Raw genomic sequence first — 14,733 nt, 5'->3', positions numbered from 1 at the left:
ATGGAACCGAATACAATGGTGACTCTCGCTAAAATGGGTGCTGCAGCTGCGCTTGGCATTGCGGCTATGGGCTCTGCCCTTGGTTGCGGAACGGCCGGTATGTCTGCTATCACGATGTGGAAGAAGGCTTACGCTCAGGGTAAGTCTGCTCTCTTCACGCTTCTCGTGTTCGTCGGTGCTCCGATTTCCCAGACGATTTACGGCATGTTGCTCATGAACTTCATCTTGAGCAAGGCTGCTGAACAGGGCTTTACGAACTGGGGCGGCTGCCTCGGTGCTGGTATCTTCGGTGGCCTCGGCATGATGGCTTCTGCTTGGTACCAGGGCAAGTCTGCTGCAGTGGCTTGCGATGCTCTCGGTGAAACCGGCAAGGGCATGGTGAACTACTTGATGGTTCTCGGTATCGTCGAAACCGTCGCTTTGTTCGTGCTCGTGTTCTCCATGATGGTGCTTTAATCGAAAGAGGTTGCACTTATGGATCAATCACAACTTTTAACGCTCGCAAAGCTCGGTGCGGTGGCGGCTCTTGGCCTTGCTGCAGTGGGTTCTGCGCTGGGCTGCGGGACTGCCGGCATGGCGGCCATCGGTGCCTGGAAAAAGGCGTATCTCAAGGGTAAGAACGCGCTCTTTACGCTGCTCATCTTCGTGGGTGCGCCGATTGCGCAGACGATTTACGGCATGCTCCTGATGATGTACATCTTGAACAAGTCGCAGGCTGCTCCGGGCAACTGGGCTGCTTACCTTGGCGTAGGCATCTTCGGTGGCATTGGTATGATGGCTAGCGCCTGGTACGTGGGTAAGTCCGCTGCTGACGCTTGCAACGCTCTTGGCGAAACTGGCAAGGGCCTCGTGAATTACCTCATGGTGCTCGGTGTCGGCGAAACGGTCGCACTGTTTGTCATGGTGTTCTCGATGATGCTTGTGTCGTAGTGGAGCTACGAGCCTCGTAGTCGAAGGATCTTTGATTACAAAAGAAGACTGCTTAGCGGCAGTCTTTTTTTGTTGTGAATTGGAGCGCAAAATCGCTAATTTTATTTGTCATTTTCATATTTCTTTAAGTATATTAAAAGTATGCAAAACGATATTATTAACATTTCTCCGAGTATTCATGAGTTTCTTTTGACTCATGGTTATACTGAAAACTTTACTGTGACTCCCATTGCCGGTGCAGGCTCTGGAAGGCGTTATTTCCGTATCGCTAGCGATGAACGTAAAAGCGTCTTGCAGGTGAGTGCCGAAGTGAATGAAGATTTCAAGCACTTTGTCGAGTATTCCAAGACGTTCAGGGAATACGGCTTGCCGGTTCCGCGCGTTTATTGCGTTGACGAGAATGCCTGCCAGGTGTTGCAAGAAGACTTGGGCAAACGCAGCCTCTTGGACGAAGCTTTCCCGAATGATTCGAAGGTGCTCTCTGGCAGCGCTCGTATTCTGTACCCGGAAGTGATTGATGCTCTTATCCAGTGGCAGAATGCAAGCCATCAGCTGTTCAGCCATCACACTGAAATCTGGCTCCGCCGCTTTGACTTTGCCGCCCTCAAGTGGGAATCCGATTACTTTACCGAGAATTACCTCAAGCTCCACAAGGGCATTACGGAAATTCCGGAATCGGTCCGCAATTTCTATTCGCTCGTGGCTGTCTCCGTCGAAGCACAGACGAAGGTCTTGATGCATCGCGATTTCCAGAGCCAGAACATCATGATCCGTCCGAATTCCGAAGTCGCATTTGTCGATTTCCAGGGTGCTCGTCGCGGTTCCATGTTCTATGATATCGCATCGCTCTTGTGGGACCCGTACGTGAGTCTCCCGCTTCCGATGATCAAGGACTTCTTTGAATATTGGCGCAGCCAGTACCGCGGTACAAGAATTTATACGAAGGACGATGCCTGGGAAGGCTTTGTGCACGCTAGCTTGCAGCGCTTGATGCAGGCTCTCGGCGCTTACTGCTTCCTCTCCAAGGTGAAAAAGATTGAAAAGTTCGAACAGTACATTGAACCGGGCAAGGCTCAGCTCCGTGTGCTGTTTGGCGAATTCAAGCAGATTGCCAAGGCTACAGACCCTGAAGTGTTCAAGTTTATGGATTGGGCGCTGCAGTAATGGCTCTCATCTATACGCGTATTTACGCGCAGCCTGTGGAGTTCAATCGTGCTTTGGGTTACGCTTATGACGCGCTTGTGAAAGGTCCTTATCCGTTCGACGCTATGTCAACATGGAAAGGGCTTTCTGAGCGTGTTGCTCAGGGCATTTATATGGGGCAAGGCCTCTTGCTCCCGCATACGCGCGTTTCTGGCTTGCAGGAACCGTTGATGGCTTTTGTCGTCGCTCGTGAAGGCATTACGGGGATTAAAACTCGTAATGACGAGAAGGCGCAATTTATGTGCGTGCTTCTCTCTCCGGCGGAATCCGCAATGGCGCATACGGTTACGATTGCGAATGTGGCAAAGCGCTTGCTCGACCCCGAATGGAAAGAAAAAGTCCTCGCCGCCACCGACGAGGAAATGCTAAAAAAAATGTTTTAAGATGGAGATGCCCGCTCAAGGCGGGCATGACAAAAACATCACCATTGTACGCTACCGACGGCATAAGCGCGGTAGCCTTTAAAGTCTCCGAAGAATCTTGTGTAGCTTGTTCTAAAGCTGAACCATTCCCACGGAGTTACGCTCAATGTAAATCCAAGTTCCTTGTAGCGAAGCGTCGTTTCTTCGTTCAGGAACTTTTTGTCCATGGCGCTTTCGGGCGTGTGCAGGTCCTTGATGTTCCCGCCGAAGGCGGTGTCTTTGGCGACTGCGCCAAAGAAGAGCGTAGCCTTGATGAAGTTGTATGTGGCGGTCACTTCGGTATGGACTTCTTGGCTGTTGGGGCCGAGGTCGCTACCGAGGCTTTGGGCGTAGCTCGCGTACGTGTAGGCGTTCCCTTTGTGGTGCGTGTAAACCCAAGGTTCGATGCGCGTGTATTCGAACATCCAGTCGAGATTCACGGGGCCGACTTCAATATTGTCGCGGGCGACGCCGAGCGTTGTAGCCCACTTGTTGCCCCACCAACTATCGTCAAACATGCTTGTCGGGGACTTCATATCGTCCCACAAAAGTTCGGCGTAAAATTCCCAATTCGGGAGTGTTTTCACGCTCAAGTCAAATGCAAGCGAGATGTTGTCCTGATCGCCTTGCAGGTGTTCTTGGAAAACGTAAGGGATGAACGGGAGGACGTATGCCCATTCAAATTCGCGGCCCGTGCTATCGCTATCGGGGTTCGGATTTGTACCAGCCGCTTCGGTGGTGGTGCCGTAAAGCGATGTTTCAGAAATTCCAAGTGTGATTTCTTTTGGGAGGTTCAACTTCAGGCGGTGCGCATGGAAATACTTGCCAAAGTTCTTCTTTTCGTAGAGTTTGGCGGCGTATTGCGTGTATTCAATAGGGCCAAGCGTGAACTGGTAGCCAAAATAAGGAGTCGGGGCTGCATCGGAAATGCGGCTGGTGCTATCTTGCCACGGACGATAAAAATTGCGTTCCCCGCGTAAAATCACGTGGTTACGGCGGGCGGGGCCCCATTCCAGAAAGTCAAATCCGGCGAGCAACTTGACCGGCTCAAGATTGTAGCTCACGTTTGCGGCGAAGAGGTCCCAAGTGCGCTTGTGTTCGCTTTGCTTGTTGTAGGGGAGCCCTTCGTCGGGATTGTAGTAATTGAAATTGATGTAGCGGTTTGTGTAGTCCGTGTTGACTTTGACACGGGTATCAAACAGGAACGCGTCGGTGAATTTTCCGCTTGCGAAAAGACGCACGGACATGGAATTGTCGTAATGCGTTTTCGCTTTGCTGAGATTCGTGATGGCGAGAGAATCCAGAAGTTGGACGTTTATGTTCAACTCTTTGGTATGCGCCGAATCGGCAAAGGAAATGTGGTGTGGCATGTCGACCGGATGCGCCGAGCAGGCGAGTGCGGTTCCAAAGATAATGCTAAGGATAGACGAGGTCTTGTGCCACGATTGCATTACTTCACTTCCTTGTCTTTTTTCCAGACGCCGATGATGCTCTTGTTCTTGCGGAAGGCGAGCCAGAGGGTCGGCCAAATGAGGATGAGGTCGCGGATGAGGCTAGTCCAGGCTTCTGCCTTATCCTGTGCGCCTTCGAGTTCAAAGCAACCGCAGGTGATGCCGAGGTCATTCCACAGCGCCCAGGCGAGTGCGATGATGAAGCTTACAAACATCCAGAAAATCGCAAATGCCGATTCGCGGACGAACGGCGATACAATCATCGCAAGCCCGAACCAGAATTCAAATTGCGGGTACACGAGCGCAAAGAAGTTGTTCACGAAGTCGAGGTGCAATGCCGAGAAAAACTGGTACTGCGCAACGAGTGTTGCGAACTGGTGCGGGTCCTGGATCTTGAAAATGGAGGCGAAAATGAACATGCCACCAATGCCGATGCGGCAAAGCGTTTCAAGAGCGCGGATGGCAAAGTCCTTTTGAATCTTGATGGCCGGGAAGATGAGTGCGCAAGCGAGAACGATGGCGCCAACGCCAACGTGGATGTTGTAGCGGTATGCCTTCGGCCAAATGTCGAGGAGCCATTCTTGGTCAGTGAATGTGAAAATCGTTTCGGGGAAGCTGATTTCGGCAACGCCGACAGTCACGAAGAAAGTCGCCACGAGAAGGAGAACGCCCGCGATAATGGTCTTCTTGAGATTTTCTTTTTCAAAACATGCAATCATGGGAACTCCTTAAAGAATGTCTGCCGGCTTTTCGAGGACATCTTGGGTGCCAATCCAATCGACGGATTTGGCGTCATCGACGCGGATGTTGTTGATGATGGCGAGTGCGATGCTGAATGCGGCAATGCCGAGTAGGACAATCCAATTTAAGGATTTGAGGTAGACGAGAGCGTCTTGATAAATCTTCTGAATTTTTTCTTTCATGTAGTTCAATATACAAAAAAAGAACCCACCGTTTGGCGGGCTCTCTTTCGTTCTTTCTATTAACTAGTGAATTCCAGCACCGTCAGCGACGTCGCAGGTCACAGGCTTGCCGTTCACTTCGAGAGCGAGCGCATCACAGAACACGGCGCCACCCTTTGCGGTGAGAGCTATCTTTTCGAAGTCCTTGACCTTGAGCTCGCGGGGTTCGCTCGGAGCAACACCCTTGAACAAAGCGCGGTCACCCGGCTTGGCGTCTTCCGGGACGCTCACGAGTCTGCACTTGTGCGTTTCCGGTTCGAGGTCGCCTGCAAAGAGCATGCCCTGGCTCATGATGCCACGGAGGGCGCTCGGTTTCAAGTTTGCGAACAAGAGAATCTTGCGGTCCTGAAGTTCGTTTGCCAGGTAGCTGCTCTTAAGGCCGCTGCAAATTGTGCGGAGTTCACCTTCGCCTGCATCGACCTTGAGTACGTACAAGCTACTTGCATCCGGGTGGTCGGCGACTTCCTTAATTTGTGCAACACGGAGGTCCATAGCGGCCGGAACGTCTGCTGCCATAAGCGGCTTGTTCTGCTTCGGCTTGGCCTGCTGCGGTTCAGCCTTCTTGACTTCTTCTTCAATGCGCGGGAAGAGCGGCTTGCCTTCGCCGAACTTTTCACCACCCTTGAGGATGCCCCACACGAGGTCGTTCTGGTCGGTGAACTTGCTACCGATCATGGCAAGACCTTCTTCACTCTTGCCCGGGATGACCGGCCACAGCATGCTGAGTGAGAGACGCACGGCTTCAGCAGAAATGTAAAGCACGGTTGCGAGTTCGTCCTTCTTGGATTCGTCCTTGGCGAGCTTCCACGGAGCCTTGATTTCAAGGTAGCGGTTGATGCTGCGAACGAGCGTCATGATTTCTTCGACGACCTGGGAGAGCTTGACCTGCGGAACCCATTCCATCACGTTTGTGCGGACGCGGTTGGCAATCGTAATCACTTCGTTGGCTGCATCGTCGAGAGCGTTCGGAGCCGGGAGTACGCCTCCGAAGTTCGTAAGCACCAAGCGGTGGACGCGGTTCAAGACGTTACCGAGGTCGTTGGCGAGGTCGCTGTTGATGCGGCGGACAAAGCCTTCATGCGTGAAGTTCGCGTCCTGACCGACGACCATTTCACGAGCGAGGAAGTAGCGGAAAGCGTCGATGCCGTACTTTTCCATGTAGTCCATCGGGTTCACAACGTTACCTGCGGACTTGCTCATCTTTTCGCCACCATTTACGAGCCACCAGCCGTGGGCGAGGATGTGCTGCGGGAGCGGAATGTCGAGAGCCATGAGCATGGTCGGCCAATAGACGCTATGAGTTGTCAAAATGTCCTTACCGATGAGGTGGTAAGAGGCAGGCCAAATCGGCGTGCCGTCTGCATAAGTCTTGTGGAAGGCGGTGGAGGCGCTCACGTAGTTGAGGAGGGCGTCAAACCAGACGTAAGTCACGTAGTCCGGGTCGAACGGCAGCGGAATGCCCCAGCTGAGGCGGATCTTCGGACGGCTGATGCAGAGGTCGTTCAGCGGCTGGCGGAGGAATCCGCGGATTTCGTTCCAGCGGTAGTCCGGCACAATCCAGTCCTTGTGGCTTTCCAAGAAGTCAATCAACTTCTGCTGGTAAGAACCCATCTTGAAGAAGTAGTTCTTTTCCTTGAGCCATTCCACCGGGCGGTGGCTGATCGGATCGCACTTGTTTTCGTCGAGTTCGTCTTCGCTGAAGAAGCGTTCTTCGCCAACAGAGTACCAACCTTCGTATTCCTTCGAGTAAATTTCACCCTTGTCCCAGAGCTTCTGCAAGCATTCCTGCACGTAAGCCTTGTGTTCCGGCATCGTCGTGCGGATGAAGAAGTCGTTCTGGATGTTCATCTTCTTCCAGAGGTCTTCGAAGCGGTGGTAGTATTCGTCCACGTGTTCCTGCGGAGTCACGTTGCGCTTGGCGGCGGCGCGCTGCACCTTTTGGCCGTGTTCGTCGGTACCGGTCAAGAAGAATGTCTGGTAGCCGATGATCTTGTGGAAGCGGGTAAGGATATCTGCGAGAACGGTCGTGTAGGAATGCCCGATATGCGGGGCATCATTGACGTAATAAATCGGAGTGGTGACGTAAAATTTTTTCATGACTACAAATATAGTAAAATTGCTTATATTTCATAAAAAAGAGGTACATATGTCATTTATTGATTTGGCTAGAAATCGTTTCAGTTGCCGTGCTTTTAGCGAACAGGAAGTTGAACCCGAAAAACTGATGCAGGTGCTCGAAGCGGGCCGTATCGCTCCGACGGCGGTAAACGGTCAACCGGTGTTTATCAAGGTTCTCCAGTCTCCCGAAGCGCTCAAGAAGATTCGTGGCATCACGCGTATGGCGTACAACGCTCCCGTGGTGCTGATGGTCTGCTACGACGACAACAAGGTCTACACTCCGACGACCTACATGGACAATTTCAAAAGCGGCATTATGGATTCTAGCATTGTCGCGACTTCGATGATGATGCAGGCAACCGATCTTGGGCTTGCAACGCTCTGGGCTCGCGGTTTCAATGCTGCTCACATTGAACATGAATTCGGCTTCCCGGAAAACATCAAGCTTGCTTGCCTTTTGGACATTGGCTATGCCGACCCGCAGAACGGAGTGCCGTCACCTCGTCATGACGTGCGCAAGCCGATGAATGAATTTGCTGAAAAGCTTTAATACGGGCAAAAATTTGCAATTATAGAGGGGTTATGAATAAGCTAAAGTACTTGTTGCCTTTGGTTGTTTTTGGCGTGTTTTCTTGTTCGGGGAAACAGCCTCAAGTTGAAGGGCGTTCGAATGCTTTGGCTTCGCCTCGGAGCATCGTAGTTGTTTACGAAAACGATGTTCATTGCCAAATGGATGGCTATGCAAAATTTGCAGGCATTCGCGATGCGATTGCGGATACGGCGGATGTCTTGACGGTCTCGTCCGGCGATTTTTTGCAAGGCGGTGCGATGGGGAGCATTTCTCGTGGCGGCTATGTTGTAGCGCTCATGAATGCAGTCGGTTACGATGTCGTGACGCTTGGTAACCATGAATTTGATTATAAAATTCCGCGCTTGATGGAACTTTCTGATTCCTTGAACGCAGCAATTGTCTGCGCAAACCTTGTGCAGAAAGGGACATCGATGCCGCTGTTCAAGCCTTACATTTTAAGGCAGGTTGGCTCCAAAAAAATTGCTTTTGTCGGAGTGCTGACTCCGCAAACTCTAGTGGGGGAGTCTTACGCATTTACGGATGAATCGCTAAAGACTTTGTACGACATTCCTGCAAAGGATATTTTCAATCTCGTGCAGTCGGCGGTTGATGATGCGCGTAAAGCAGGCGCAGATTACGTGATTTTGCTTTCGCACTTGGGGCTTGTGCCGCCGGTGAGTTCCGTTGAGGTTGTTCAGAAAACGACGGGGATTGACGCCGTGCTGGACGGACATTCGCATAGCGTTGTTAATGAAGAATTTGTTTTAAATTCTAAAGGCGATAGCGTTCTTATTTCGCAGACGGGAACGAAATTCCAGAATGTCGGGGTGCTAGATATTACTCGCAATGGGAAATTCCACTCTCGCTTGATTCCGATGGATAGCGTTGTTGTGGTGAACCGTAAAGTTGCTGCCGTTCACGATAGCTTGCGAGCTTTGGCCGTAGTAGATTTGCAAAAAGTCGTCTCGAACACGAAATTTGAATTGACGATTAATGGCGCTGATGGGAAACGCTTGGTTCGCAAAGGCGAAACGAACTTGGGCGATTTGGCGGCGGATGCCATGCGCTTTTCAGTAGGGGCGCAAATTGGAATTGAAAATGGCGGGAGTGTCCGCGTGACGATTCCTGCGGGCGATGTGAAATATCAAGATGTTCTGAACGTGATGCCTTTTGCGAACGGAATGTGCTTGATTCGCGCGACCGGGCGTCAGATCAAGGAGGCGCTTGCTCAAGGAGCTTCGAAATTGCTGGAAGAATCCGGCGGATTTTTGCAAGTCTCGGGACTCCGCTATACGGCTGTCGTTGATACGAAAAATGGTGGCGGAGCTGCGCAAGTACGCATTGAAAATGTGCAGGTAGAGACTGAAAACGGCTTTGTCGCTATTGACGAGGAGGCTTTATATACGGTCGGATTGTCATCTTATGTGGCATACGAAGGCGGTGAAATTACAGCCTTCCGCGAAAGTGAAATCATTATGGATAAGGTGATGACCGATGATGAAGCGATGGTGAAGTTCTTGAAAAGCTTGGGCGACGAAATCCCCGAAGTTTACCGAAAACCACAGGGGCGGATTGCGGTGAAATACGTTCGGTAAGAAAAATGCCCCTTTTAATGTGTTCTGCAAATTTTTATCTTTGCCTTTGTAAAACTTAAAAAAGGATAGAATCATGCGTGATCAATTCGAAAGCCCGCTTATCAAGCGTTATGCTAGCAAGGAAATGAGTTTCATCTTCAGCCCGCAGTACAAGTTTCAGACTTGGCGGAGGCTCTGGATTTACCTCGCCGAATCCGAAATGGAACTCGGCCTTCCGATTACGCAGGAACAGGTGGACGAACTGAAGGCCCACGAGAAGGACATCAACTTCGAAGTCGCCGAAGAAGAAGAAAAGCGCCGCCGTCACGACGTGATGAGCCACGTTTACGCTTACGGCGTGCAGTGCCCGAAGGCTAAGGGCATTATCCACCTCGGTGCAACGTCTGCTTTCGTGGGAGACAACACCGACCTTATCCAGATGCAGCAGGCTATGATCCTCGTGCGCAAGCGTCTTTGCCGCGTGATGGACAAACTTTCCAAGTTTGCGATGGAATACAAGGACATGGCCCAGCTCGGCGCCACGCACTTCCAGGCTGCCCAGCTCACGACTGTCGGCAAACGCGCTTGCCTCTGGCTCCAGGACATGCTCATCGACCTCGAAGAACTCAACTTCCTCATCGAAGTTCTCCCGTTCCGTGGCGTGAAGGGCACGACCGGTACGCAGGCTAGCTTCATGGACTTGTTCAACGGCGACGAAGAAAAGATTATGGAACTCGACCGCCGCGTGACCGCCAAGGCGGGCTTCAAGCGCGTGCTTACCATCACCGGTCAGACTTACACTCGTAAGTGGGACAACCGCGTGAATCAGGTGCTCAGCTCCATCGCTCAGAGTTTGCACAAGTTCGCTACTGACATGCGCCTCATGCAGGGCGTGAAGGAAGTGGAAGAACCGTTCGAAAAGACACAGATCGGCTCCAGCGCAATGGCTTACAAGCGTAACCCGATGCGTAGCGAACGCATTTGCTCTCTCGCTCGTTTCGTGATGGCCCTGGTGAACAGCACCGCCTTTACGCAGGCGACGCAGTGGTTCGAACGTACGCTTGATGACAGTGCGAACAAGCGCTTGGCAATTCCTGAAGCATTCCTCGCTATGGACGCCATGCTCATCATCGCTGAAAACGTCACCAACGGCCTCGTCGTTTATCCGAAGGTCATCGAAAAGCGCATCATGGCTGAACTCCCGTTCATGGCTACCGAAAACATCATCATGGAAGGCGTCAAGAACGGCGGCGACCGTCAGGAACTCCACGAAGAAATCCGCGTGATGTCCATGGAAGCTGGCAAGGTCGTGAAGGAACAGGGTAAGGACAATGACTTGCTCGAACGCGTTCTGAAGAACGAAAAGTTCCAGAAGCTCGGTATCACCGAAGAAAAGCTCAAGGAAATCCTCGACCTCCGCAAGTTCGTGGGTCGCGCTCCTGGTCAGGTCGTGAAGTTCGTGACCGAAGAAGTCCGCCCGGCTATCGAAGCAATCCCAGCATGGGATTCCATTGATGCTGGTGAATTGAAGGTTTAATTTGCCTTATTGCCGTCGCGATACGGCTTCATTTATGCAAAAAAAACGAGTCCTTGCGGGCTCGTTTTTTGCATTGTAACTAAATGATGTTACGGTTTGAATGGCGGAATATAATCATCGCCTTCGTTACTGCGATTATGCGGTTCCATATACACCCTCCTTTCCTTTTTGGATGTCGAAAATATATTTAGTTTTGCGTGTTTTTTAATGTGAATTCCATCACGGTGTGATTTTGTTCACTTTTGAAAAAAGTGAATTTTTTTGTGATTTCTCCAATAAAATGGTGTATTTTACCATTATGGAGAAAATTGACTTATCACAATGGACGATGTTCAGCAATCGTCACAATTCCGAGAACTACAATAGTCCGGATGGCAAATGGATGCTGAAATTGGGTTTTCCGGGTTTTTGCTCGACGAAGGAGGAATTGCTTCGCGAGCAGGATATTTGCCGGAAAGTGGTTTCACTTGGAATCCCGACGCCGCATGTGGGCGATATTGTCGAACAGGACGGTCGTTTGGGTCTGATTTATGAACGCATTGTTGGGAAACGCTCGATTTCGAAATGTGTGGGCGAAAATCCCGAACATCTTGAGGAATACATCAAGGTTTTTGCAGAGCATTGCAAAAAGCTGCATTCTACGTCGTGCATTCCTGGCACGTTCCAAGATGCGGAGGAAAAGTATTCGCGTTTGATTGAGGAATCGAAGATGTTCCCTGAGAATGTCAAGGAATTTGCTCGAAATCTCATTAAAGAAACGCCAAAGGTTTCTCGTTGCGTCCATGGCGATATGCAGACGGGCAACTTGATTGTCAATGATAATGGCGCGTACTTTATCGATTTGGGCGAGTTTGCCTGCGGTAACCCGCTTTTCGATTTAGGTTGTTATTTCTATTTCTGCCATTATTTGCCGGATGATTTTCTGCTGGCGACTCATTACATGAATGCGGCGATGATGCGCAAGTGCTGGGACGTTTTTGCAAAGTATTATTTTGGTGCAGATACTCCGGAGAAATTGGCGGCGGTGGATGCTCGCGTCAAACCGTACGTGCTGTTCCCGATTCTCGACTTTGAGCATTTGATGGCCGAAGATGCAAATTTAAAATACCTGGAAATGAATTTCCAGGTAGCTCGAAAAGACTTGGGATTGTAAGCGGTTTTATTCGCTAATTCCATAGAGCCGGTTGTGTGCAAGGCAATCGGCTAATTTTTTGTATTCGGTGACAAATGCTTCGTGGGTGGGGGCGTCGCCGAGTGCTTTGTAGAGGGCGCTGGAGAGCGTTCCGCGTTCGAGCATTTTTTCCATGAAGCTCTGCGAGACTTCGGTGAGGTCGTTTTTTACGATGCTGTAGATGTGCTTCCAAATATCGCCGGCGGTAACTGCGGCGGCGTTTTTGGTAGCGTCTGCGAGATTCATGCCAAATACGGAGAGGTATTCTTGCCAATCGATTTGGGTGTTTTCGGCGTCCTTCGTGGTCTTGGCGAGGAGTTCGGCAAGGCGAGTTGTGTCGAAGTTGCGCAAGAAGTCGCGGTATTCCTTGAGCGTGTGCGGCACGGAATTTGCTGCGGATGCGTTTTCGCGAGATGCCGCGAATTTGCCATTCACAATCGCCTTGAGTGTTGCTATTTCAAGCTCTACAATGGCGATGTCGGCATTCGGGCATTCTTGAATATCGACAAGGCGTATTTCAATGGCTCCACGATCAAAACGAGCGATGGCACCACGGCTGTTCAAGAAGAAATGATTGAGCAAGTGTTCGGTATCGTATGGGGCGATAGCCTTCTTAACTTTGTCAAAAATCATCTTGTTGTATTCATCGTAGCTATACGCCTGTTCCGGGATGACTTGGCCTGTGATTTCAGGGACTTTGTCCTGATTGTGGCGATAAACTTCGATGCGGGCGTCGCGATAGCCGGTGTATTTGCCGTCGAGATACGGGCTGCTGGCGGCAATGGCTGGAATTAGCGGGAGCAGCAAGCGAATTGCTGCGTGAAGCTCGCCAAATTCTTCATCGCCGTCAAAAGAAAGGTTCAGGTGCGTGCTTTGCAAGTTGGCCCAGCCGTGGCCTTTGCAGTTGAAAATGCGGTCGTAAGTTTGGTAAATGTCGAGGCAATCGTACGGCCAGAGTTGCATCTCTGCCGGGTCCATGAACGGGTGGCAGGCGCTCGGCAAAAGCATCGCGTTGATCTTTTCTAGCTTCTTGTTTGCACGGCGAATCTCGTGGAAGAATCGCTTGCCAAGTCCGTCAAATGTGGACTTGGGATGAGCGCATTTGAATTCCAACACATGGCTTACAAGTTCGTTCGAAAGTCCGATGTCGTCGTATTCTACATCGGAGAGTTGATTGCCGTCTTTGTCTTTTCCGAGGGGAACATCGGCACGCGGCAGCACGTTCAGCGTGTCGCGATCGACAATCATGAATTCCATTTCAACGCCGAAGCGTTCCCAAAGTTTGTAATTGCTCATGATTGACCCCTATAAAAACATATCCCTTTCGTGTTGGAGTACTTTCTGCTGTGCTGCGTTTTGGCGGTCTTCGATGCGGTGGCGCAGACTCCTCATGATGGCGAGATAAATCTTCTTTTTGCCAACTTGGTCTTCGATACCGTGGTCAATACTCGGGTTGTCGTTCACTTCAATCACGACCGGGTGACCGTTGATTTCCTTGAGGTCCACGCCGTAAAGGCCGTTGCCGATAAGGCTTGCTACGCGGAGGGCCGTTTTCACGATGCCGTGCGGGACGCTTTCAATCGGGAGGCAATCCCATTTGCCACAAACAGCGTTTTTGTCCTTGCTATCCCAGTTGTAAATTTGCCAATGGTCCTTTGCCATGTAATATTTGCAAGCAAAGAGTGGCTTTCCGTCGAGAATACCGATTCTCCAGTCAAATTCTGTGGGCGTGAATTCTTGAGCGATAAGCAAGTCGCTGTGCTCGAACATCGTGTCGAGAATTTTTTCGAGTTCTTCCTTGTTGTTTGCCTTTTTGACGCCCATGCTGAAGCTGGAATCAGGCGTCTTGATGACCATCGGGAATCCGATTTCTTTCGCGAGTGTGTGGCGGTTTTCGCTGTGGGCGATTATCGTCTTCGGGGAGGGAATCTTGCCGACCGTCATCAGTTCTTGCAAATAAACTTTGTTGGAACAACGTAAAATACTGTCGGGATCATCAATGACGGCGATGCCTTCGCTCTGGGCACGGCGTGCAAATGCGTATGTGTGATGGTTGACGTTTGTCGTTTCGCGAATGAAGATGGCATCAAATTCACCGACGCGGTGGTAGTCCGTCTTGGTAATCATTTCCACGCGGAAACCCGTATCTTGTGCGGCTTCGATAAAGAGCTGGATGGCTTCCTTGTTGCTCGGCGGTTCCACTTCATCGGGGTTCGTTAAAATGCCGAGGTCGTACACGTAATCTTCCGTCTTGGGGGAGACGTAGCGGTCTTTCTGGAAGTATTCAATGGCGAACTGATCAACCATTTCCTTATGCGTTTCGGGAATTTCGTCAACGCTAATCGGGCGGATGGACTGGATGAACCATTTTTGCTTGAAGACAAATTTTGCACGCAGGAGCGGAGCCTGGAAAACGCGGTAAAGTGCCTGCGAAAGTTCTAGGTATTGCGCACTGACGTTTTGCCCAAAGTAAATCGAGAGCACAAACTCTGTGCCGGTCAGCTTGTGCAGGCTCTTCTGGATCAGTTCATCGATTTCATCGCTGATGATTTTCACGACTGCCGGGGCTTTGAAGTCGCGGATGTTCTTGACGTTCGGGATGACCTTGTGACCGCGCGCTTCGGCAAGCAGGCTTACATAATAGCCCTTGCTCTGGTAGCTGTAGTCTTTGCACAAGTTGAAAACGCGAACGTTTTTCTGAGTTGTAAATTCTGGATTAGTAAGGTAGTCTTTTGCCGAGACAATTTCGGCTTCGGGAATGTGGAACTTCCAATTCTTTGGAGTGTTCACGACAATTATTTTTTTCATAATGTTT

General features: G+C 50.8%; 14 protein-coding genes. 8 read left to right on the top strand and 6 right to left on the bottom strand.

What is annotated here, in order from left to right:
- The 4 genes from B7982_RS01715 (at window position 1) to B7982_RS01700 (ending at window position 2,516) form a co-directional block, all read left to right on the top strand.
- Window positions 1-456, top strand: a complete 456-nt coding sequence (locus tag B7982_RS01715) for an ATP synthase subunit K (RefSeq protein WP_015732433.1) — start codon at window positions 1-3, stop codon at window positions 454-456.
- An 18-nt stretch (window positions 457-474) separates the two neighbouring features.
- Window positions 475-930 carry an ATP synthase subunit K gene (locus B7982_RS01710; RefSeq protein ID WP_014544954.1) on the top strand — a complete coding sequence of 152 codons (456 nt, stop codon included), beginning with the start codon at window positions 475-477 and terminating at the stop codon, window positions 928-930.
- 141 nt (window positions 931-1,071) lie between these two features.
- On the top strand, window positions 1,072-2,094 hold the full coding sequence (locus B7982_RS01705; RefSeq protein WP_088659286.1) for an aminoglycoside phosphotransferase family protein: 1,023 nt from the start codon (window positions 1,072-1,074) through the stop codon (window positions 2,092-2,094).
- Window positions 2,094-2,516 (top strand): PTS sugar transporter subunit IIA, encoded by a 423-nt coding sequence (locus B7982_RS01700; protein ID WP_088659285.1) that lies wholly within the window; start codon window positions 2,094-2,096, stop codon window positions 2,514-2,516. The genes B7982_RS01705 and B7982_RS01700 overlap by 1 nt, the downstream gene beginning before the upstream one ends.
- A 38-nt stretch (window positions 2,517-2,554) precedes the next feature.
- Here the strand turns inward: B7982_RS01700 and B7982_RS01695 are convergent, their stop codons facing one another.
- The 4 genes from B7982_RS01695 to metG all read right to left on the bottom strand — a co-directional run bounded on the left by B7982_RS01695 (window position 2,555) and on the right by metG (window position 7,044).
- The gene (locus B7982_RS01695; RefSeq protein ID WP_088659284.1) at window positions 2,555-3,985 is read right to left on the bottom strand and encodes a hypothetical protein; all 1,431 of its coding nucleotides are present in this window, start codon (window positions 3,983-3,985) and stop codon (window positions 2,555-2,557) included.
- A complete protein-coding gene (locus B7982_RS01690; protein WP_088659283.1) occupies window positions 3,985-4,704 on the bottom strand; it encodes a MauE/DoxX family redox-associated membrane protein in 720 nt (239 codons plus the stop codon). The genes B7982_RS01695 and B7982_RS01690 overlap by 1 nt, the downstream gene beginning before the upstream one ends.
- A gap of 9 nt (window positions 4,705-4,713) precedes the next feature.
- Complete coding sequence (locus tag B7982_RS01685) at window positions 4,714-4,908, bottom strand: hypothetical protein (RefSeq protein ID WP_139829238.1); 195 nt, start codon at window positions 4,906-4,908, stop codon at window positions 4,714-4,716.
- A gap of 63 nt (window positions 4,909-4,971) precedes the next feature.
- Window positions 4,972-7,044: a methionine--tRNA ligase gene (gene metG / locus B7982_RS01680; protein WP_088659281.1), complete on the bottom strand. Its 2,073-nt coding sequence runs from the start codon at window positions 7,042-7,044 to the stop codon at window positions 4,972-4,974.
- A gap of 49 nt (window positions 7,045-7,093) precedes the next feature.
- Between metG and B7982_RS01675 the strand changes: the two genes are divergently transcribed.
- From B7982_RS01675 to B7982_RS01660, 4 genes are all read left to right on the top strand, one after another.
- On the top strand, window positions 7,094-7,615 hold the full coding sequence (locus B7982_RS01675; RefSeq protein ID WP_088659280.1) for a nitroreductase family protein: 522 nt from the start codon (window positions 7,094-7,096) through the stop codon (window positions 7,613-7,615).
- 32 nt (window positions 7,616-7,647) lie between these two features.
- On the top strand, window positions 7,648-9,231 hold the full coding sequence (locus B7982_RS01670) for a bifunctional UDP-sugar hydrolase/5'-nucleotidase (protein ID WP_088659279.1): 1,584 nt from the start codon (window positions 7,648-7,650) through the stop codon (window positions 9,229-9,231).
- Window positions 9,232-9,304: 73 nt separating this feature from the next.
- The gene (purB, locus tag B7982_RS01665) at window positions 9,305-10,747 is read left to right on the top strand and encodes an adenylosuccinate lyase (protein WP_088659278.1); all 1,443 of its coding nucleotides are present in this window, start codon (window positions 9,305-9,307) and stop codon (window positions 10,745-10,747) included.
- A 298-nt stretch (window positions 10,748-11,045) separates the two neighbouring features.
- Window positions 11,046-11,900: a TIGR02172 family protein gene (locus B7982_RS01660; RefSeq protein WP_233138312.1), complete on the top strand. Its 855-nt coding sequence runs from the start codon at window positions 11,046-11,048 to the stop codon at window positions 11,898-11,900.
- A 6-nt stretch (window positions 11,901-11,906) separates the two neighbouring features.
- Here B7982_RS01660 and B7982_RS01655 read toward each other — a convergent pair whose 3' ends face one another.
- Complete coding sequence (locus B7982_RS01655; protein ID WP_088659276.1) at window positions 11,907-13,214, bottom strand: glutamate-cysteine ligase family protein; 1,308 nt, start codon at window positions 13,212-13,214, stop codon at window positions 11,907-11,909.
- Window positions 13,215-13,223: 9 nt separating this feature from the next.
- A complete protein-coding gene (locus B7982_RS01650; RefSeq protein ID WP_073424699.1) occupies window positions 13,224-14,726 on the bottom strand; it encodes a RimK family protein in 1,503 nt (500 codons plus the stop codon).
- Window positions 14,727-14,733 lie beyond the last annotated feature (7 nt).

This window comes from Fibrobacter sp. UWB2, from assembly GCF_002210425.1.
Taxonomy (GTDB): Bacteria; Fibrobacterota; Fibrobacteria; order Fibrobacterales; family Fibrobacteraceae; genus Fibrobacter; species Fibrobacter elongatus.
The sequence above is the reverse complement of the archived record's forward strand: the minus strand, read 5'-3'. Positions and strand labels throughout refer to the sequence as shown.

Bases quoted from the DNA above. Each gene is read 5' to 3' on its own strand.
- B7982_RS01715 (WP_015732433.1), top strand. From the start codon at position 1: ATGGAACCGAATACAATGGTGACTCTCGCTAAAATGGGTGCTGCAGCT.
- B7982_RS01710 (WP_014544954.1), top strand. From the start codon at position 475: ATGGATCAATCACAACTTTTAACGCTCGCAAAGCTCGGTGCGGTGGCG.
- B7982_RS01705 (WP_088659286.1), top strand. From the start codon at position 1,072: ATGCAAAACGATATTATTAACATTTCTCCGAGTATTCATGAGTTTCTT.
- B7982_RS01700 (WP_088659285.1), top strand. From the start codon at position 2,094: ATGGCTCTCATCTATACGCGTATTTACGCGCAGCCTGTGGAGTTCAAT.
- B7982_RS01695 (WP_088659284.1), bottom strand. From the start codon at position 3,985: ATGCAATCGTGGCACAAGACCTCGTCTATCCTTAGCATTATCTTTGGA.
- B7982_RS01690 (WP_088659283.1), bottom strand. From the start codon at position 4,704: ATGATTGCATGTTTTGAAAAAGAAAATCTCAAGAAGACCATTATCGCG.
- B7982_RS01685 (WP_139829238.1), bottom strand. From the start codon at position 4,908: ATGAAAGAAAAAATTCAGAAGATTTATCAAGACGCTCTCGTCTACCTC.
- metG (WP_088659281.1), bottom strand. From the start codon at position 7,044: ATGAAAAAATTTTACGTCACCACTCCGATTTATTACGTCAATGATGCC.
- B7982_RS01675 (WP_088659280.1), top strand. From the start codon at position 7,094: ATGTCATTTATTGATTTGGCTAGAAATCGTTTCAGTTGCCGTGCTTTT.
- B7982_RS01670 (WP_088659279.1), top strand. From the start codon at position 7,648: ATGAATAAGCTAAAGTACTTGTTGCCTTTGGTTGTTTTTGGCGTGTTT.
- purB (WP_088659278.1), top strand. From the start codon at position 9,305: ATGCGTGATCAATTCGAAAGCCCGCTTATCAAGCGTTATGCTAGCAAG.
- B7982_RS01660 (WP_233138312.1), top strand. From the start codon at position 11,046: ATGGAGAAAATTGACTTATCACAATGGACGATGTTCAGCAATCGTCAC.
- B7982_RS01655 (WP_088659276.1), bottom strand. From the start codon at position 13,214: ATGAGCAATTACAAACTTTGGGAACGCTTCGGCGTTGAAATGGAATTC.
- B7982_RS01650 (WP_073424699.1), bottom strand. From the start codon at position 14,726: ATGAAAAAAATAATTGTCGTGAACACTCCAAAGAATTGGAAGTTCCAC.